Annotated in this window: 20 protein-coding genes and 1 pseudogene; 9 read left to right on the forward strand and 12 right to left on the reverse strand. The window is 55.5% G+C overall.

Features of this window, described 5'->3' with window-relative positions:
* Positions 1-29 precede the first annotated feature (29 nt).
* From D888_RS22335 to D888_RS0118090, 3 genes are all read left to right on the forward strand, one after another.
* On the forward strand, positions 30-263 hold the full coding sequence (locus D888_RS22335) for a hypothetical protein (protein WP_020677982.1): 234 nt from the start codon (positions 30-32) through the stop codon (positions 261-263).
* Positions 264-355: 92 nt separating this feature from the next.
* Complete coding sequence (locus D888_RS0118085) at positions 356-1,120, forward strand: HD-GYP domain-containing protein (protein ID WP_020677983.1); 765 nt, start codon at positions 356-358, stop codon at positions 1,118-1,120.
* A gap of 29 nt (positions 1,121-1,149) precedes the next feature.
* Positions 1,150-1,797 (forward strand): methyltransferase family protein, encoded by a 648-nt coding sequence (locus D888_RS0118090; RefSeq protein ID WP_020677984.1) that lies wholly within the window; start codon positions 1,150-1,152, stop codon positions 1,795-1,797.
* Positions 1,798-2,378: 581 nt separating this feature from the next.
* Here D888_RS0118090 and D888_RS24670 read toward each other — a convergent pair.
* The 4 genes and pseudogenes from D888_RS24670 to cadR all read right to left on the reverse strand — a co-directional run bounded on the left by D888_RS24670 (position 2,379) and on the right by cadR (position 3,561).
* Positions 2,379-2,711 carry a magnesium chelatase subunit ChlI family protein gene (locus D888_RS24670; RefSeq protein WP_245555050.1) on the reverse strand — a complete coding sequence of 111 codons (333 nt, stop codon included), beginning with the start codon at positions 2,709-2,711 and terminating at the stop codon, positions 2,379-2,381.
* A 12-nt stretch (positions 2,712-2,723) separates the two neighbouring features.
* Positions 2,724-2,933 (reverse strand): annotated as a pseudogene (locus D888_RS24675) (ATP-binding protein); the annotation flags it as partial.
* The gene (locus tag D888_RS23800; protein WP_156827054.1) at positions 2,891-3,103 is read right to left on the reverse strand and encodes a hypothetical protein; all 213 of its coding nucleotides are present in this window, start codon (positions 3,101-3,103) and stop codon (positions 2,891-2,893) included. The pseudogene D888_RS24675 and the gene D888_RS23800, both read right to left, overlap by 43 nt.
* 35 nt (positions 3,104-3,138) lie before the next feature.
* Positions 3,139-3,561: a Cd(II)/Pb(II)-responsive transcriptional regulator gene (gene cadR / locus D888_RS0118100; RefSeq protein WP_020677987.1), complete on the reverse strand. Its 423-nt coding sequence runs from the start codon at positions 3,559-3,561 to the stop codon at positions 3,139-3,141.
* 102 nt (positions 3,562-3,663) lie between these two features.
* On the opposite strand from cadR, the gene D888_RS0118105 reads away from it, so the two are divergent.
* From D888_RS0118105 to D888_RS0118120, 4 genes are read left to right on the forward strand one after another with little or no spacing between them, the layout of a single operon-like run.
* Positions 3,664-6,051: a heavy metal translocating P-type ATPase gene (locus tag D888_RS0118105; protein ID WP_020677988.1), complete on the forward strand. Its 2,388-nt coding sequence runs from the start codon at positions 3,664-3,666 to the stop codon at positions 6,049-6,051.
* Between the two features lie 20 nt (positions 6,052-6,071).
* The gene (gene lspA, locus D888_RS0118110; RefSeq protein WP_020677989.1) at positions 6,072-6,566 is read left to right on the forward strand and encodes a signal peptidase II; all 495 of its coding nucleotides are present in this window, start codon (positions 6,072-6,074) and stop codon (positions 6,564-6,566) included.
* Between the two features lie 19 nt (positions 6,567-6,585).
* Complete coding sequence (locus tag D888_RS0118115; RefSeq protein WP_020677990.1) at positions 6,586-7,335, forward strand: cytochrome c biogenesis CcdA family protein; 750 nt, start codon at positions 6,586-6,588, stop codon at positions 7,333-7,335.
* 23 nt (positions 7,336-7,358) lie between these two features.
* Positions 7,359-8,237 (forward strand): right-handed parallel beta-helix repeat-containing protein, encoded by an 879-nt coding sequence (locus tag D888_RS0118120; protein ID WP_020677991.1) that lies wholly within the window; start codon positions 7,359-7,361, stop codon positions 8,235-8,237.
* Positions 8,238-8,327: 90 nt separating this feature from the next.
* Here the strand turns inward: D888_RS0118120 and D888_RS0118125 are convergent, their stop codons facing one another.
* From D888_RS0118125 to D888_RS0118155, 8 genes are all read right to left on the reverse strand, one after another.
* Positions 8,328-8,585, reverse strand: a complete 258-nt coding sequence (locus D888_RS0118125) for an SHOCT domain-containing protein (protein ID WP_020677992.1) — start codon at positions 8,583-8,585, stop codon at positions 8,328-8,330.
* Positions 8,586-8,648: 63 nt separating this feature from the next.
* Positions 8,649-9,035: a DUF302 domain-containing protein gene (locus D888_RS0118130; protein WP_020677993.1), complete on the reverse strand. Its 387-nt coding sequence runs from the start codon at positions 9,033-9,035 to the stop codon at positions 8,649-8,651.
* A gap of 103 nt (positions 9,036-9,138) precedes the next feature.
* The gene (locus tag D888_RS0118135) at positions 9,139-9,645 is read right to left on the reverse strand and encodes a DsrE family protein (RefSeq protein WP_020677994.1); all 507 of its coding nucleotides are present in this window, start codon (positions 9,643-9,645) and stop codon (positions 9,139-9,141) included.
* Between the two features lie 47 nt (positions 9,646-9,692).
* The gene (locus tag D888_RS0118140) at positions 9,693-10,217 is read right to left on the reverse strand and encodes a hypothetical protein (protein ID WP_020677995.1); all 525 of its coding nucleotides are present in this window, start codon (positions 10,215-10,217) and stop codon (positions 9,693-9,695) included.
* Between the two features lie 29 nt (positions 10,218-10,246).
* On the reverse strand, positions 10,247-10,546 hold the full coding sequence (locus tag D888_RS22340) for a double zinc ribbon domain-containing protein (RefSeq protein ID WP_020677996.1): 300 nt from the start codon (positions 10,544-10,546) through the stop codon (positions 10,247-10,249).
* Positions 10,547-10,548: 2 nt separating this feature from the next.
* Entirely contained in the window at positions 10,549-10,689 is a 141-nt protein-coding gene (locus tag D888_RS24265; protein WP_156827057.1) for a hypothetical protein, read from the reverse strand.
* A gap of 213 nt (positions 10,690-10,902) precedes the next feature.
* Complete coding sequence (locus D888_RS0118150; RefSeq protein WP_020677997.1) at positions 10,903-12,264, reverse strand: sigma-54-dependent transcriptional regulator; 1,362 nt, start codon at positions 12,262-12,264, stop codon at positions 10,903-10,905.
* Complete coding sequence (locus D888_RS0118155) at positions 12,261-14,081, reverse strand: two-component system sensor histidine kinase NtrB (protein ID WP_020677998.1); 1,821 nt, start codon at positions 14,079-14,081, stop codon at positions 12,261-12,263. The genes D888_RS0118150 and D888_RS0118155 overlap by 4 nt, the downstream gene beginning before the upstream one ends.
* 81 nt (positions 14,082-14,162) lie before the next feature.
* Here D888_RS0118155 and D888_RS0118160 point away from each other — a divergent pair, with 81 nt between their 5' ends.
* Together D888_RS0118160 and feoB are read left to right on the forward strand one after the other, a co-directional pair.
* Positions 14,163-14,516 carry an ArsR/SmtB family transcription factor gene (locus D888_RS0118160; RefSeq protein ID WP_026362483.1) on the forward strand — a complete coding sequence of 118 codons (354 nt, stop codon included), beginning with the start codon at positions 14,163-14,165 and terminating at the stop codon, positions 14,514-14,516.
* A gap of 75 nt (positions 14,517-14,591) precedes the next feature.
* Complete coding sequence (gene feoB / locus D888_RS0118165; RefSeq protein ID WP_020678000.1) at positions 14,592-16,586, forward strand: ferrous iron transport protein B; 1,995 nt, start codon at positions 14,592-14,594, stop codon at positions 16,584-16,586.
* The last annotated feature ends 54 nt before the right edge of the window (positions 16,587-16,640 follow it).

Consider the following 16,640-nt stretch of genomic DNA (forward strand, 5'->3'; position numbering starts at 1 on the left):
ATAAGTTCAACAATTTACGGAGGTACATCATGGCAAAAGATCCTATTTGTGGCATGGAAGTCTCGGAAGAAGGCGCAGAGCATATGCTTCACTTCGCACATGAGTCCGTCTATTTCTGTTCAAAGGTTTGTAAGGAAACTTACGCCCAGCAAGCCGGACTGGCAAAACCGGCGGCAAAAAAAGGGGTGATCGGCAGGTTTCTGGCGAAGCTTGCCAAAGAGAACGAACAAAGTAACGGTGGCAAGCCACCCTCATGCCATTAACTTCAAACAAATACCCCTGGCAGAGTTGTAACCTCTTTATCGGTTAGCGCAACAAGCAGAAATGACTGGGCCTTTTCAAGGGAGAGCGACCGATGGGGAATAAAACCTTCACCTGCAGCTTCTGCAGCGCAGAAATTGATCGGGTGCCTTTCGCCCGGCAGGGTGACAGCTACTGCTGCGAAGGGTGTTTTCTGAAGCAGCAGGAATTTCAGACTTTGAAACTGGCGCTTGACGAGGCTCACCTCGCCCTGCCGGAGGCGCTGGTCATGGCCTTGGACGAGCGTGAACACCAGACAGGCCTGCATTCCAAGCGGGTGGCCTGTCACACCCTGGTTTTAGCCCAGCACTTCACCACCGACGCGGAGATGCTGCGCCAGGTTTACTGGGGAGCGCTTCTGCACGACATCGGAAAGATCGGCATACCCGATGCGGTCCTACTGAAACGTGGGGCGTTGTCGCCGAAGGAGTGGATGGTGATGCGCTCCCACCCGCAGCGCGGGCACGCGATCCTGGCCGGGCTTCCGTTTCTCACCGGGGCTGCCGAGATCGTTCGGAGTCATCAAGAGAAATTTGACGGGTCCGGCTACCCTCGAGGTCTGGTCGGTGAGGCAATTCCCTGGGGCGCACGGGTCTTTGCTGTAATTGATACCCTGGATGCCATGACCTCGGATCGCCCCTACCGCCAAGGGTGCTCTTTTGACCAGGCGCGGATAGAGATCCTTCAGTTGCGTGGAAGCAAATTCGATCCTCGGGCAGTTGAAGCGTTCCTGGCTGAAGAAACGACCCTGCGGAATATGGTGGCGTTGAAGTGCGGAAAGCTGCCCATTGATGCCGAAGAGTTCAGAAAAGGAATGTAGGGCGTTACAAATAACTAAGCGAGGTTGATATGAACGAAACGATTGCCCATTCTGGAGCCTGGCCCATCGCAGTGATCATGATCGTTATCGCGTCATGGTTTTTTTACCGCTATCTTGCGCCGAAAACCTGGCGCGAATGGGCGAGTGCCGGTCTGGTCCAAGCCTTTATTATAGCCCTGTACGCTGAGATGTACGGTTTTCCGCTGACGATATATTTTCTCGTCCGCTTTTTCGGCCTCGACAGCAAGCATCTTAATGCCAACCTCTGGTCGTCCCTGCTGGGTATCGGCGAATCCGGCATGATGATTTCGATGGTCCTCGGTTATGCATTACTGTTTGTCGGCATAGGGATTTTTATCCAGGGCTGGCGTGTACTCTACCGTGCCCGGCAACAAAACCAGCTTGTCACCACGGGTCTATACCGTTTTGTCAGACACCCGCAATACACCGGGCTGTTTATTGGTCTCTTCGGTGAAGGGGTCGTGCATTGGCCGACCATCTTCTCTGTCGCGATCCTGCCGGTTATCGTCTTTGCCTATTATCTGCTGGCTCGCAGTGAAGAGAAAAAGGTGATCGCACAATTCGGAGATGAGTATCGCGTGTATATGAACAGGGTGCCGATGTTTATTCCACGACCGGGGCAGTGGCAAGCGTTTATTGACAGTCGCGGCGAGTAAATTATTTCCCCTGATACCTGGCTTGAAATGAATAGTCGAACAATCAGGGACTCTTGGAAACCGGAAAACGATTGCAAAATACGGGAGTCTCGCCTAACTCAGGTGGTCTCTGATGATGGAAGCAGTCGTCATCAGTTGGAACTCCGTTTTTATATTTCTGCTGCTTTTACTGTCGTTAGTCGGCACTGGACCAACAACCGTTCTCTGGGTTAGGTTGCTTCAAGACTAAGACGCAAAACCTACAGAACAAAATAAGCCTCAGCCTGTGTATGCGCAAGCCGGTCCACAAAGGTGTTGAAAAAATGGAAAACCCCTGTAACCCATTGAGGTTGCAGGGGTTTTCCTGCTTAAGCCATAAACAGGCAACCCTTTGGAATTACAGGAGTTGTCGGTTTTCAACACCTATATGCACCGGCTAGTGTGTATGCGGGCCGAGGCTTTCTCATAAGTTGGGTCAGATTGCTGTCCCTGCTTCACCTAAGGATAAATTTCACAGATTCTGTTTATCAAAAATCAGGAGTTTACTTTTGACGGAAAAATTTAAAGTAACTTCAAATTCACGAAGGGCAAAGCTTTGAGTCTCAAAAGGTTTTCCTATCCAGCCCCCGATACTGAATCGCCTCGGCCAGATGCATCTGACCAATATTCTCTTCTCCTGCGAGATCAGCAATTGTTCTCGCCACCTTGAGAATCCGACTGTAACTGCGCGCCGACATACCGAGTTTATCGACCACCATCTCCAGCAGTTTTTGCCCTGCCTCATCCAGCGGGCAGAATTTGCGGATGTGTCGGGCAGCCATAGCAGAATTCGCATGCAGGCCATAAGACGCAAGACGTTCCCGCTGGATAGCACGGGCCTTTTCCACCCGGACACGAATGGTCGCAGAAGATTCGCTATCCACTGGATCAGCCAAATCCTTATGTGGCACCCGTGGAACCTCGATATGCAGGTCGATTCTATCCAGTAATGGCCCTGATAATCGCTGCCGATAACGTTGGATATCATGTGGCGTACAAGCGCATAAGTTATGGAAATCACCGAGGAATCCGCACTTGCAGGGATGCGTGTATCCTTTCCTACTTTTCTGAAACGTCACTGCAAGCGCACAAAATCGTAATTCTCCTGACAATTCCACCGCTTGAAGAATTTATCCGCGATCCAACCACCCTCGGCGATCACTTGCGGCGATGCAGAATTGAACTTGGATTGTTTCAGAAAGATGTCGCACTTCAGTTCGGCATGGCGGCTTCCACCATCTGGAATTGGGAGCATGGGTGGACAATTGGGAAACGCTATGTTTCTCAAATCATCACCTTCATCGGATGCAATCCGGTGCCGCACTATCCCTCTATGGTGAACCCTGATGAGCCAAGCTCTTGAAGGATCCCACACTGTTCGGCGGTACGTGCGCCGCTGCAGAGCTGACGAAGCGCCTCCAACTGATCCTTCAGATGTTCAAGCTCCGTGATGCGTGTGCTGATCTGCCCGATATGTTCGTCGAGGAAAGCGCTGACTGCGGTGCAGTCTTCTTGAGGCGCGTCGCGAAACAGCAGAAGCCGCCTGATTTCTTCCAGGGTCATATCGAGGGAACGGCAACGGCGCACAAACAGCAGACACTCGACATGTTTTTCCCCGTACAGGCGGTAATTGCCGCTACTGCGCGGTGGGGGCGGTAGAATCCCTTCCTTTTCGTAGAAGCGGATTGTTTCCACCGGGCAGCGGGTCCGGCTGGCCAGTTCACCGATCTTAAGAGTCATTTTCATGGTTTTGTCTCCCTGATGGCCTAATTGGACTTGACCTTATAGTAACTTCAGGGTGCTTGATAAACAAGACAGGTCATAAAAAAGTATCAACAGGAGTCCGCAATGAGTGAATGTGCCAGCAAGAGCTGTGGCTGTTCGGGCGCACCAGTCCTCACCACTGAAACAGAGACCGAGACCGAATCCCGGGTGGTTTTCCGCATCGATAATATGGACTGCCCGACCGAAGAGGCGCTGATCCGTGACAAGCTCGCTCAGTTGCCCGGGGTGGCGGCGCTCGAATTCAACCTGCTGCAGCGCACCCTCACCTTGACCCACAACCTGCCTTCAGCGGATACGCTGGAAGATGCGCTGGCCGCCATCGGCATGCACGCGGTGCGTCAGACGGCGGCGTCCGGTCGGATCACGCTGCTGCATATTTCCGGCATGGATTGCCCGACCGAAGAAGGCTTGATCCGGCGTAAACTGAATGGAATGGAAGGTGTTTTCGCCCTTGACTTCAACCTGGTGCAACGCAAACTGACCCTCGACCACAGCCCCGAGGTGCTGCCGCAGGTGCTTCAGGCGCTTAAGTCGCTGGATCTGGAAGCCCGGGTGATAGATGACGCTGACACGGGAGCAGAACTGGCCGAAGCGACCAAAATCAACTGGTGGCCGATGGCTGTATCAGGCTGCGCTGCCGTTAGCGCTGAAGCGGTACACTGGCTCAATGGCGGCTTCCACTGGACGGTTGCGGCCCTGGCCCTGTTGGCGATTGTCAGCGGTGGCCTGCCGACCTACAAGAAGGGCCTCATCGCCCTGCGCAACCTCAACCTGAATATGAACGCCCTGATGTCGATCGCGGTGACCGGCGCGATGCTGATCGGCCAATGGCCGGAAGCGGCGATGGTCATGTTTCTCTTCGCACTGGCCGAGATCATCGAGGCGAAATCCCTCGACCGGGCGCGTAACGCCATCCGTAGCTTGATGGATCTGGCTCCGCAAAGCGCGACCCTGCGCCAGCCGGACGGCAGCTGGGTGGAAGTCCCCGCCGCAGAGGTTCCGCTGGAGGCCCTGGTGCGGGTCAAGCCGGGCGAACGGATCGCCCTGGACGGCGAGATCGTATCGGGCAGCTCGACCGTCAATCAGGCGCCGATCACCGGCGAGAGCCTGCCGGTCGAAAAAACTGAAAATGACCCGGTCTTTGCCGGCACCATCAACGAGTCCGGCTCTTTCGAGTACCGGGTGACGGCCCTCGCAAATAACACTACCCTCGCCCGGATCATTCACGCCGTGGAAGCCGCCCAGGGCAGCCGTGCGCCCACTCAGCGTTTCGTCGACAAGTTCGCCAGGGTCTACACGCCGTCGGTCATCGTTGTGGCGCTGGCCATGATGCTGATCCCGCCGCTGGCCTTCGGTGCCGCCTGGCTGGACTGGATCTACCGGGCGTTGGTGCTGCTAGTGGTCGCCTGTCCCTGCGCCCTGGTTATCTCCACCCCGGTGACCATCGTCAGCGGCTTGGCGGCTGCTGCGCGCAAGGGAATTCTCATCAAAGGTGGAATCTATCTTGAAGGTGGTCGCAAACTCGCCGTGCTGGCACTCGACAAGACCGGCACCATCACCCACGGCAAGCCGGAGCAGACCGATTTCAAGAAACTCGGCGGTGGCGAGCAGAGTGTGCGACGGTTGGCTGTCAGTCTCGCGTCGCGTTCTGACCATCCGGTTTCGCAAGCCATCTCACGCGCTGCACTTGAAGCTGCTGCGGTTCCTGTGGCTGTCGCAAACTTTGCCGCCTTGCCCGGTCGCGGCGTGCGCGGAACGATCGACGGCCAGCTGTATCACCTGGGCAATCACAGGCTGATCAGCGAACTCGGTTTGACGACAGTGCTACTAGAAGAACAGCTCAACACGCTGGAGTGCCAGGGAAAGACGGCGGTAATGTTGGCGACCGAAAGGGAGGTGCTGGGGCTGTTCGCAGTGGCGGACACCGTCAAGGAGACCAGTCGACTGGCCATCGCCGATCTGCATGCGCTGGGGATCCGGACACTGATGCTGACCGGCGACAATTCGCATACCGCCGAAGCGATCGCCCGGCAGGTCGGCATCGACGAGGCGTGCGGCAACCAATTGCCGGAGGATAAGCTGAAAACGGTCGAAGCGCTGCTCGAACAGGGCAGTATGGTCGGCATGGTCGGTGACGGCATCAATGACGCCCCGGCCCTAGCCCGTGCCGATATCGGCTTCGCCATGGGCGCAGCCGGCACCGACACCGCCATCGAGACCGCCGACGTTGCGCTGATGGACGATGATCTGCGCAAGCTGCCGACCTTCGTGCGCCTGTCGCGCACCACGGGCGCCATCCTCACCCAGAACATCGCCTTCGCCCTGGGGGTCAAACTTATCTTCATCGCCCTGACCTTTTCCGGCCATGCGACCATGTGGATGGCAGTCTTCGCCGATATGGGCGCCAGCCTGCTGGTGGTGTTCAACGGCCTGCGGTTGCTGCGCAAATGAATGAGCAACGAACAACCTGCATGGAGAAAAATCAGGCTGCGAGTGTTGTCATCGCCTGGCGCTGGTGGATTCTGGCATTCATTGTGTCAATGGCTGATCTGCTCATAAAGTTCGCCGTCTCTACCCTGATGCCCTACGGCCAGAGCATTCCACTGACCGGCTTTTTTAACCTGGTGCATGTCTGGAACACCGGGGCGGCATTCAGCTTTCTCGCTGATGCCGGCGGCTGGCAGCGCTATTTCTTTATCACCCTGGCGCTCGGGGTGTCTGCCTGGTTAGCCATAATGCTGCGCAGACCACGCCGCAGAACAGAGGCGCTTGGCTACAGCCTGATTCTGGGCGGCGCCCTCGGCAATGGCTTCGACCGGATAATGCGCGGCGTTGTCGTCGATTACCTGGACTTTTACTGGCAAAACTGGCATTGGCCGGCGTTCAATCTAGCCGATACCGGCATCGTACTCGGGGTGTCATGTATATTGTTGGCTACATGTAACCCGGAATCTGAGAAGCAATAACGACTTAAGGAATCAAAGAATGGAAACCGACATCAACCTGAGCTTATGGATTGCGTTCTCCGCCGGGGCGCTCTCCTTTTCATCCCCCTGCGTACTCCCCTTGCTCCCTTCTTACGTCTCCTACATTACCGGCCTGACCTTCGGCCAACTCCAGGAAGAACATCCGGGCGCTAAGGCACGGCTGACCGTCCTGTTGCATACGCTGGTCTTTATCCTGGGTTTTTCCGCCGTATTCGTTAGCCTGGGTGCCATTGCCGGGCTGGCTTCCCAAGCCTTTCAGCTCTATTTTCGCGAGGGGCTTGGCTGGTTACAAAGGGGTGGCGGGGTGCTGATTTTTCTGTTCGGTATCCACCTGACCGGTCTGTTCCACTTCGGCATCCTGCTCGGGGACAAACGAGTTCAGGTTCCTAACAAACCTAAGGGTTTTCTGGGAACCTTCCTGGTGGGGGTTGTCTTTGCCGCAGGCTGGACTCCCTGTATCGGTCCGATTCTCGGGGCCATTCTGGCGTTGGCCGCCGGAACCAACTCCAGCGCGGGACAGGGTGTCGTGCTGCTGAGTTTTTATTCGGCGGGTCTGGGCATCCCCTTCCTGATCTCCGCCATGCTCTTTCACGGCTTTCTCTCTGCCTTCAAGCGGTTCCGCAAACATATCCGCCTGGTGGAAATTGTCACCGGCGTCATGCTGATGGCGGTCGGAGCTATGCTGTTTCTGGATTATTACGCCAGGCTTACGAGTTATCTCTTTCAGTGGTTTCCGGCAACCGGCTGAGGAAGAGCGGGGATTCTGAGAATATGCGAATCACGGTGAAGCTTGCATCCCTGGGATTGCTGCTCTTTTTTTCGGCCGCCTGCGCCCTCTCTCCCCAAGGGCGACCCGCTCCGCTGACGGGGGTTCTTTCAGGTGACATCCGCTGGCAGGGGACGGTCTTGATCGGCGGAGATCTGGTGGTAGAGAAGACGGCGCAACTGGTCATCGCCCCCAGCACCGAGGTGGTTTTTCTGCCACCCGCGCCGGGGCAGGATCTTTTCACCGAGCGCCCCAACTTTCCCGGCTGCGAACTGATCGTCCGCGGCACCCTCATTGCTGAAGGAACCGCTGCGGCGCCAATTATCTTTCGATATATTGATCCGGTTGCACCCGCCGGGAGCTGGGGAGGGATCAACCTGCGCGAGAGCCCCGAGGTCCGCTTGCGTTATGTCCGCATCACCCAGGCCAACAGCGCCATTCACAGTCATAAATCCAAAGCCGTCATTGAAGAATCTGTTGTCGAAAACAATCTGTTTGGTCTACGCTTCAGCACCACCGAGTTCGTAATCAGGAACAATCTTCTTCGTAACAACGGTACTGCTATCCGTTTTCATTTTGGCTCCCCGACCATCTACAACAACGTCATCACGGACAACGAAAAGGGGCTCTTCATTACATCCTATCCGAACAACTATCAAATTGAAGGGAACAACATCGTCGGCAACCGCCGCTATGCGGTCGTACTCGGCGAAGAGGTCCGGGACGATGTGCGGATGGCGGGCAATTATTGGGGCACCGACAATCCCGAAGTGATCGCGGCGGCACTTTTTGACGGCCGGGAGGATGACTATCTGGGCAAAGTTCTCTATGCCCCCTTTGCTGATGCACCTGTCTCCACTGCCGGGGTCCCCTGGGCGCATTGAGTTGCGCTCTTTTCAATCGTAGCGGAAAGAATTTCCTGAATGAAGTATCGAACAGATTCCCGAGCAGATTTGATTGATGCATCTCTCTAATCAGCCCTGCAGCTCTTTCTTTGTCCGCTCATATTCTTCACGCTCTATCTCACCTGCCGCATAACGCTGCTGCAAGACGTCCAAGGCGGATAAGGCTGGCGCTCTGTCGGGGCCTTTATGCCCAAACAAGGACCTAAAAACCCAGACGATCAAGAATACCACCAATATCCAGAAGGCAAGGTTGACAAGCATGCCCCAAGGTCCGTGAAAATAGACGCCGGGCCCGCACAGCCAGTTGTCGTTCCAGTCTCTCATCATCAATGTCAGTCTCCTTTTGTTGGCCGCCTGTAAATAGAACCAGACCGCCTCATGCGCAGTATTTTAAAGATTCTCGATGACCCGCTGCAGTCTGAGCCTCATCTGCCCCGCGATATCAGCGAGTTCGGGGTTGTCAATCGCCTGCATCGAAGCGACGGGATCGACTGCCGCAACCTCTACACGTCCATCGTCCAGTTCCTGTACGATGACGTTACAGGGCAGCATGACACCAATTTTATCTTCACTCTGCAGTGCCCAATGGGCAAAGTTGGGGTTGCAGGCGCCGATGATATGATACTTGCGGAAATTGACATTGATCTTCTTCTTCAAGGTCTCCTTGATGTCAATTTCGGTCAAAATGCCGAACTCCTGCAGCTTGAGCTCTGAAATGACTCGTGCCACCGCTTCATCAAAAGCCAAGGATAATTCTTTATTGAAATAATAGCTCATGCTTTCACCTTATATTTAATAATTTTGTCTTCAGTTTCGATTCAAGTTTTCAGCCCACATCTCACGTCGCCTAGGCTGAACTTTTCACCATCCCCTCTCGTGCCTAAATGGCCACCATCGCGTAGCCTTTATTTTGATAAGCGATCAGAGAGACCAGACTGTTTCCGACTTTCTTGATGCCGGACAGCAGCTCGGAGTCTTCCATACCGACCAGGCTAAGAGCGAGGGAACAGATTTCCAGCTGAACGCCAGATCTTCTTAACTCAATGATGTTCCAGGAAATTTTATCCAGGATATCTTGCTTATACTCATCCACATCCGGGTCTTCATTCATATCGGCCAGGCAAGCGACCATGGGACCCCGGAAGGTCACGACCATATCGGGTTGCACACCCTGCCGGGCCAGCCTTTCGCCGGTATTTCTGATCGCAACCAAGGCCCGTAACAGCTTTTGCGGATCGCCCTTATTGACATCAAACACAACCTTGGCAGTAGTCATTCCTTCAAGCGCCTCCCGGTCATCGACTGCGATGGCCGGGCCGGCAGAAATCATCAGGAACAAACCAATCAGCATGAAACCAGTAAACCTGCTAATACATGTCTTTTTCATAGCTCTATCTCCATTTTTTTGGTTATCGGACATCAAAAATAAACGGCTTACCGACAACAAGTGCCGTAATTACTGCCGGACATGTTGTTGCCACTCATCATGTGACCGTCCCTCATCATCTCTCTGCGGTTCATCATTCCATGGCGACCGTTGTTGTGGTTGCAACCCCGGTAGTCACATGCAAACCAGGAAGAGTATCCGCCGCCGGCAACCCGGCTCATTTCCAGGTTGGCCTGGTCCAGGTCTGTCCAGTAGTCATTTTCCAGCTTGTACAGCTCAGCCTCAAGTGCGTTGAGCCGGCCCAGGGTCGTGGCGTCGTCGCTACGGGCCGTAAGCAACTCGTCCTGCTTGGCGTTGAGTTTACCCTGCAACTCCTGCAGTTGCGGTTGATACTTGCCCTCGATTTCATCGACCTTTTTCTGCTGCTCGACGGTCAGGGACTGAGTATCGGTCGCCGCCGCTGATCCGCGGTTCATCCGGTAGTCCGACCAGTCGTTCATCCAGGCGAAGGCTGGCGTAGAAAAGGTCAGCAACATGAGGCTCGCAATCAGCATTTTCCGTTTGTTTTTCATGGTTTTTCTCCTTTTTGTTGGTTTCTTGTTCACTTTGCCAGCGCTGCAGTACAGTGGGGACAGCAGACCCAACCGCTCTCCACCACCCGACTGCAGGCCGGACAATTATTCTTCAAGGTTTCTCCACAATGGGGACAGCGAAAATAGACGCTGCGGACCGCACCTGAACACTTGGGGCAAGTCGCATCGACGACCCTCGGGCGGCGTAGCTGTCTGACCAGCAGGCCGATAACGACCAGCGCCAGAAGCAGCAGAACCAGTCCGAACCCCGGTAGCCACCAGTAAGAAAACCAGGTGGCGCCATTAGCGCAGGAACCGTCCCAATACATCTTCAGTATCCCCGGTGCCCACAGCCGTTGTAGTGGCTGTGGTTCCCACCATGGCCCCAGTGGCCATAATGCCCGCAGCCAGACAAGCTCAACGTGGCCCCGGCCAACAAGACCAGGAACACAACCGTTACAAATGTTTTCATGACTTCCTCCTTTTAGATTCAAGTTGCCCTGAATAAATCGCAAGGAGGGTGCCGATTTCGATTCCAATACTCAAGTGTCTAGAAATAAAGATGTTTTTAATATGTTGATTTTTATTTTCTGGCGGGAGTGAACAAAAACTGGACAACTGGCTATACTGAAAAAGGTGCGAAGTGACAAATAATTTGGCACTTCGCGCTGGGATTCAAATGAATTCAGGAGAGATTGTATTCTTTAAGTTTGTTCTGCAAGGTCTGACGACTGATACCGAGAATTCCGGCGGCGTGGGTGCGGTTACCCTCGGTCTGGGCGAGGGTGGCGATGATCAGATCCTTTTCCATCTCTTTGAGACTGTGCCCGGGCCGCAAAGCAAAGGGCCGCTCGCTGCTCGCGGCTGCCTGACGCACGGGACCGGGAAGTTCCTGCAAATTGATCTGTTCACCAAGGCAAAGGATAACCGCCCGTTCCAAGGTATTTTCCAGTTCACGGATATTACCGGGCCAGGAGTAAGCAAGCAGGGCATCCAGAGCCTCGGGATGAATACCGCGAATATCCTTGCGGTTTTTGCTACTATACTTTTCAAGAAAATGTCCCGCCAGTTGCGGAATGTCTTCGACCCGCTCGCGCAGCGGAGGGAGCACTAAAGGGACGACGCTGAGGCGAAAAAAAAGATCCTGACGAAAACTACCTTCCTCCACCATCTGCAGCAGGTCCTTGTGGGTAGCGGCGAGCAGACGCACATCAACCGTAATCGTCTTTGCGCCGCCGAGACGTTCAAATTCCCCCTCCTGCAGCACACGCAGAATCTTGGCCTGGGTGGTCGGACTCATGTCGCCGATCTCATCGAGAAACAGCGTCCCCTTATGAGCCAGCTCGAAGCGACCCTTACGCTGTTCGGCGGCACCGGTAAATGCGCCTTTTTCATGACCGAACAGCTCGCTCTCGAGCAGATTTTCATGCAGCGCGGCGCAGTTGACCTTGACGAAGGCCTCCGCCGCCCGCAGACTGTTCTGGTGAACAGCGTTGGCGACCAACTCCTTACCAGTGCCCGACTCACCATTAATCAGCACGGTGGCATCGGAGGGTGCGACCAGAGCCAGGGTCTCGAACATTTCACGCATGGGTCGGCTACTGCCGATGATCTTGCCGAAGTCGAATTTTTCACCGAGCCGCTCTTTAAGCGCGGCATTCTCATGCCGTAGAGAATCGAAACTGAGCGCCCGCTCCACCTTCAGGGCCAGCTCGGCGGCATCTACCGGCTTGGTGACATAGTCAAAAGCACCCTTCTGCATCGCTTCCACCGCATTTTCCACCGAGGAGAAGGCGGTGATGATGATCACCGGTAAATCCGGCTTTACTGCGTGGATCGCCTCCAGCGCCTCCATCCCTCCGATCCGCTTCATCTTCAGGTCGAGAAGAACCAGATCGATCTCGCGCTCCCGGGCCAGATGAATAGCCACATCGCCATCATCGGCTTCAACGATCTCATACCCTTTGTCGGCCAGATGGGCCTTGAGCATGGTTCGGTGGGCGGTATCGTCATCAACCACCATGATAGCCGCTTTATTCTGCTTCATATCCCATCCCCTTGCGAATTCGGAAGAATGTACCGCTCTGCAGGATTATTAATTCCCTTAGTTTGTCGTACTTCTCGCGGCAGAACAACTTCGATCCGGGTGCCCTGCTGTGGTGCCGTCTTCACTTCGATGCGCCCGGCGTGCTGCTCAATAATCTGCTGAACCATCGCCAGCCCCAGCCCGGTTCCGGTTTTACGCGTGGTATAGAACGGATCGAACATGTGCGAGCGTTCCTCCGGGGTCATGCCCCGGCCGTTGTCTTCCACCCAAAGAAGGATCTCTTCGTCCCGCTCCGCTGCTCCGAGACTGATCTCTCCACCGGCTTCGGTAGCTGCCTGAGCGTTCTGCAGCAGGTTGATCAGCAGCTGGGTCAGCAGGTCTGAGTCTGCGCTGAAGCGGATCGGCCTGGTGGGCGGCTCGAGATTAAGGTTCAGGTCACTGGCGCTCAGTTCATCCTGCAACAGGCGCGCGGTGCGCTGCAGCAGCTCGGTCAGATCGATCTCAGCCGCTTCCAACTCCCGCGGACGGGCGAATTGCAACAGGGCGGAGATGGTCCGATTGAGCCGATCAACTTCGCCGACCATCAGCTCGACATATTCTTCGGCATGCGGATCTATGCTGCCGAATTTGGAAAAATACTGGGCAAAGCCACGCAGGGTTCCCAGCGGATTGCGGATCTCGTGGGCAATCCCAGCCGCCATGCGCCCGAGGGCTGCGTGCCGGCGCGAGCGTTCCAGCGCCTCTTCCATCAGCCGAATTTCGCGCATATCGTGGATAATCAATACCGTTCCCAGCGGTTTTCCATCCTTGTCAATCAGACGCGAGGTGCTCACCTTGACCGGAACCGTCTCGCCATTCTCCCTCTGGCACTCCATCGCTTGTTCTATAACCTCCCGCCCCTGACGAATCAACGGCGCAATCTCGCATTGCCCCTTGCCGGTCAGACTATCCAACGATTTCCCTACAAGCGCCTTTCCATGCGCACTGAAGATTCCCTGTGCCTTATCGTTAAGCGAGACAATCCGATACTGCTCATCCAGGGTAACCAACCCGGCTGGCATGCTGTCGATGACATTGCGCGTGTAGAGTTCCATGTTGGCCAGGGTGATTCTGGCCACCCGGGTCTGCTGAGAGAGGAAGAGGAAGTAAAATCCGGCCGATCCCAGCAGGAGCAGAAGTCCCCCCATAAGCAGACTCTGACGGAGATCCTCCTGTTGGGCGGATTCGAATTGTCCCATGTACAGACCGACAAAAATCACCCGGCTCTCGATCTGATCTTCCGTCGCGCAGTCCGTTCCGCACCATTGCTGCCAGCGGCTCATCATCCTCTCACGCCCAGTGTCTGTCTCCGTAATCGGATTGAACTCCTTGCCAACTTCGAACACAACACGACCGGCAGCGTCGGTTGTTCGCCGGGTTAAAGGCCGCTTTTCAGTCAGAACCTGCGTAAATGGAAGGATATCGGTGCCACTGATACTTCCCCCTGCTTTCGTCAGCAGGCGTCCGGAAGCATCGGTAATCGCAACATAAGCGACCGATTCCGCGCGTGCCGTCTCTCGCACCAGGGTCGCCAACGTGCTTTCCTGCCAGCTCATCATCATCGAGGTGCGCGTGCCCGCCTCGAAAGCACGGATGAGGGTCAGACCCCTCTCCAACAGAAAGTCTTCCATCAGGCGCTCTTCGCGATCCAGATTGCGCCAGGTCACCACCCCGAGGATCAGGGCTAGGATAATCGCAGCCAGCATGAGGCCCAATGCGGGCAGAGAAAATCTGTTGACGCGGTGCGAGGCGGGGATCATTTTCTTGATGAAAACCATTTTCAAATTCTTCTTGACAAAGAGGCAGGACCAGAGGTAAAACCCAGAACGTCTGAATGATTATTCATACATGCGGGGATTATGTCAAACGATATCTGTCAACTCTACTACGTAGATCAGGAGCGGGTTGCACGGGCCAGAGCGCGGATGCGCGATGACCGCACCATCGTCGACCTGGCCGAAACCTTCAAGGTTCTGGGGGAGCCGACGCGAGTCCGCATCCTGCACGCCATCGCCGAGGAAGAGCTCTGCGTCTGCGATATTGCGGCGGTGGTCGTCGCGACCCAATCGGCGATCTCCCACCAGCTGCGCATTCTGCGTTCCGCGCGGCTGGTTCGATCGAGAAAAGAGGGCAAGATGGTCTACTACTCCCTCGACGATGATCATGTGCGTCACCTGTTCGAAGAAGGAATCCGTCATCTGGAAGAGGGCTGAACCCCTTTTTTTCTTATTACATATGAACATCTATACAGATGTGCACAACAAACCGATTCGAAACACGAGGTCACAATGAATCAGCAAAGCGGTTGCGGCTGCCATGGCAGCCAGCCCGAAGAAGACTCAGCGCTCAAAAAAATTGTCCTGGTCGGCAACCCCAATGTCGGCAAGAGCGCCCTGTTCAACCGCCTGACCGGCTCTTACGTGGTGGTCTCCAACTACCCGGGCACTACGGTGGAGGTATCGCGCGGTAAATGTCAGATCGGGACCGAAGAGTTTCAGATCGAAGACACCCCGGGGATGTACTCCTTGAGGCCGATCACCGAGGAGGAACAGGTCTCGCGTGATATCCTGCTGACCGGCGGCGCCGAGGTGGTGCTGCATGTGGTCGACGCCAAGAATCTCAAGCGGATGCTCTCCTTCACCCTGCAATTGGCCGAAGCGGGTCTGCCGGTGGTGCTGGTGCTCAACATGATCGATGAAGCCAATCAGCTGAAAATCGACATAAATACCCAGCTGCTGGAGAAGAAACTCGGCATCCCGGTGGTGGCGATCTCGGCCCTTTCCGGTCAGGGGGTTGCTCAGCTGAAGGAAAAAATTGCCGTTTATCGTCAACCGGAAACGACTCCGGAGATTTTTTACGGGGATGCCGTCGAAGCGGCGCTGAATACCTTGGCCCCGATCATGCCAGCCGGGCGTGGCTTGTCGCAGCGGTCTCTGGCTCTGTTGCTGATTCAGGGCGATGCAGCCATTAGCGCAGAAGAACAGGAATTGGAAGGACGCTCCAGCGACTTTCTCGATACCACCCTGGCAAACCTGGAAGAGCAACTGGAAGAGTCCGCCAGCTACGTGGTACCGATGACGCTCCATCAATGTGCTGTCAACACTTGCACCGAAACCTTTGCGCCGCCAGCCAGCAAATATAATTCCTTCGCAAATCGCTTGAGTGGCTGGACCATGCGACCGCTGACGGGTGTCCCCATCCTGCTGCTGGTGCTCTATTTCGGTCTTTATAAGTTCGTCGGCGAGTTCGGGGCTGGCACCATCGTCGACTTTCTCGAGGCCGACCTCTTCGGGGCATATATCAGTCCCTGGATAAACAATCTCCTGCAGACATACATCCCCTGGCAGCCGATCCGTGATCTGCTGGGGATGGAATACGGCATCATCACCCTGGGGATTCGCTACGCCATTGCTATCATCCTGCCGATTGTCGGCACCTTTTTCATCGCCTTTTCGATCATCGAAGACACCGGCTACCTGCCCCGCCTGGCACTGCTGGTCGACCGGATCTTTAAAAAGATTGGCCTCAACGGTCGCGCAGTGATCCCCATGACCCTCGGTTTCGGCTGCGACACCATGGCCACCATAGTCACCCGTACCCTGGAAACCAAAAGGGAACGAATCATCGCCACCCTGCTATTGGCCCTGGCGATCCCCTGCAGTGCCCAGCTCGGCGTCATCCTCGGCATGGTCGCCGAGAACCCCGGTGCCATGGCGGTCTGGGCCGGGTTCATGCTGTTCATTTTTCTGTTTATCGGTTTTCTGACCGCGCGGCTGATGCCTGGCGACCGGCCGAACTTCTACATGGAAGTCCCACCATTACGCATGCCCCGCCCGGGAGCGGTCTTCATGAAAACCTACACCCGTATGCAGTGGTATTTCGTGGAAATTTTACCGCTGTTCATTCTGGCCAGTGTGCTGATCTGGTTGGGCAAAATCACCGCAACCTTTGACGTCGTCGTCTCCTGGCTATCGTATGTGATGGGCTGGATCGGCCTGCCGAAAGAAGCTGCAGTGGCCTTTCTGTTCGGCTTTTTCCGCCGTGATTACGGCGCCGCCGGACTTTTCGACCTGCAGCAGGCCGGAGCCCTGACCGGCAACCAGTTGGCCGTGGCGGTAATCACCCTGACTCTGTTTGTCCCCTGCATCGCCCAGTTCCTGGTGATGAAAAAAGAACGAGGGTTCAAAATGGCCTGTGCCATGGCTCTGTTTATCTTCCCCTTCGCCTTTGCGACCGGTGGTCTGGTGAACGCCCTGCTGAATCTCACCGGGATTCAGTTGTGATCTGCCCCTTTTGCCGGAAAGAGTTCGCCGCTGGGGAAGCCAAAAAGGATTGCC

Origin of the sequence: Geopsychrobacter electrodiphilus DSM 16401 (assembly GCF_000384395.1) — a bacterium.
GTDB lineage: Bacteria > Desulfobacterota > Desulfuromonadia > Desulfuromonadales > Geopsychrobacteraceae > Geopsychrobacter > Geopsychrobacter electrodiphilus.

Excerpts from the sequence above, each read along its gene's own strand:
- D888_RS0118120 (WP_020677991.1), top strand. The coding sequence starts at position 7,359 with ATGCGAATCACGGTGAAGCTTGCATCCCTGGGATTGCTGCTCTTTTTT.
- lspA (WP_020677989.1), top strand. The coding sequence starts at position 6,072 with ATGGAGAAAAATCAGGCTGCGAGTGTTGTCATCGCCTGGCGCTGGTGG.
- cadR (WP_020677987.1), bottom strand. The coding sequence starts at position 3,561 with ATGAAAATGACTCTTAAGATCGGTGAACTGGCCAGCCGGACCCGCTGC.
- D888_RS22335 (WP_020677982.1), top strand. The coding sequence starts at position 30 with ATGGCAAAAGATCCTATTTGTGGCATGGAAGTCTCGGAAGAAGGCGCA.
- D888_RS0118155 (WP_020677998.1), bottom strand. The coding sequence starts at position 14,081 with ATGGTTTTCATCAAGAAAATGATCCCCGCCTCGCACCGCGTCAACAGA.
- D888_RS0118085 (WP_020677983.1), top strand. The coding sequence starts at position 356 with ATGGGGAATAAAACCTTCACCTGCAGCTTCTGCAGCGCAGAAATTGAT.
- D888_RS24265 (WP_156827057.1), bottom strand. The coding sequence starts at position 10,689 with ATGAAAACATTTGTAACGGTTGTGTTCCTGGTCTTGTTGGCCGGGGCC.
- D888_RS0118140 (WP_020677995.1), bottom strand. The coding sequence starts at position 10,217 with ATGAAAAACAAACGGAAAATGCTGATTGCGAGCCTCATGTTGCTGACC.
- D888_RS22340 (WP_020677996.1), bottom strand. The coding sequence starts at position 10,546 with ATGTATTGGGACGGTTCCTGCGCTAATGGCGCCACCTGGTTTTCTTAC.
- D888_RS0118135 (WP_020677994.1), bottom strand. The coding sequence starts at position 9,645 with ATGAAAAAGACATGTATTAGCAGGTTTACTGGTTTCATGCTGATTGGT.
- feoB (WP_020678000.1), top strand. The coding sequence starts at position 14,592 with ATGAATCAGCAAAGCGGTTGCGGCTGCCATGGCAGCCAGCCCGAAGAA.
- D888_RS0118090 (WP_020677984.1), top strand. The coding sequence starts at position 1,150 with ATGAACGAAACGATTGCCCATTCTGGAGCCTGGCCCATCGCAGTGATC.
- D888_RS0118125 (WP_020677992.1), bottom strand. The coding sequence starts at position 8,585 with ATGATGAGAGACTGGAACGACAACTGGCTGTGCGGGCCCGGCGTCTAT.
- D888_RS0118115 (WP_020677990.1), top strand. The coding sequence starts at position 6,586 with ATGGAAACCGACATCAACCTGAGCTTATGGATTGCGTTCTCCGCCGGG.
- D888_RS0118105 (WP_020677988.1), top strand. The coding sequence starts at position 3,664 with ATGAGTGAATGTGCCAGCAAGAGCTGTGGCTGTTCGGGCGCACCAGTC.
- D888_RS0118160 (WP_026362483.1), top strand. The coding sequence starts at position 14,163 with ATGTCAAACGATATCTGTCAACTCTACTACGTAGATCAGGAGCGGGTT.
- D888_RS0118150 (WP_020677997.1), bottom strand. The coding sequence starts at position 12,264 with ATGAAGCAGAATAAAGCGGCTATCATGGTGGTTGATGACGATACCGCC.
- D888_RS0118130 (WP_020677993.1), bottom strand. The coding sequence starts at position 9,035 with ATGAGCTATTATTTCAATAAAGAATTATCCTTGGCTTTTGATGAAGCG.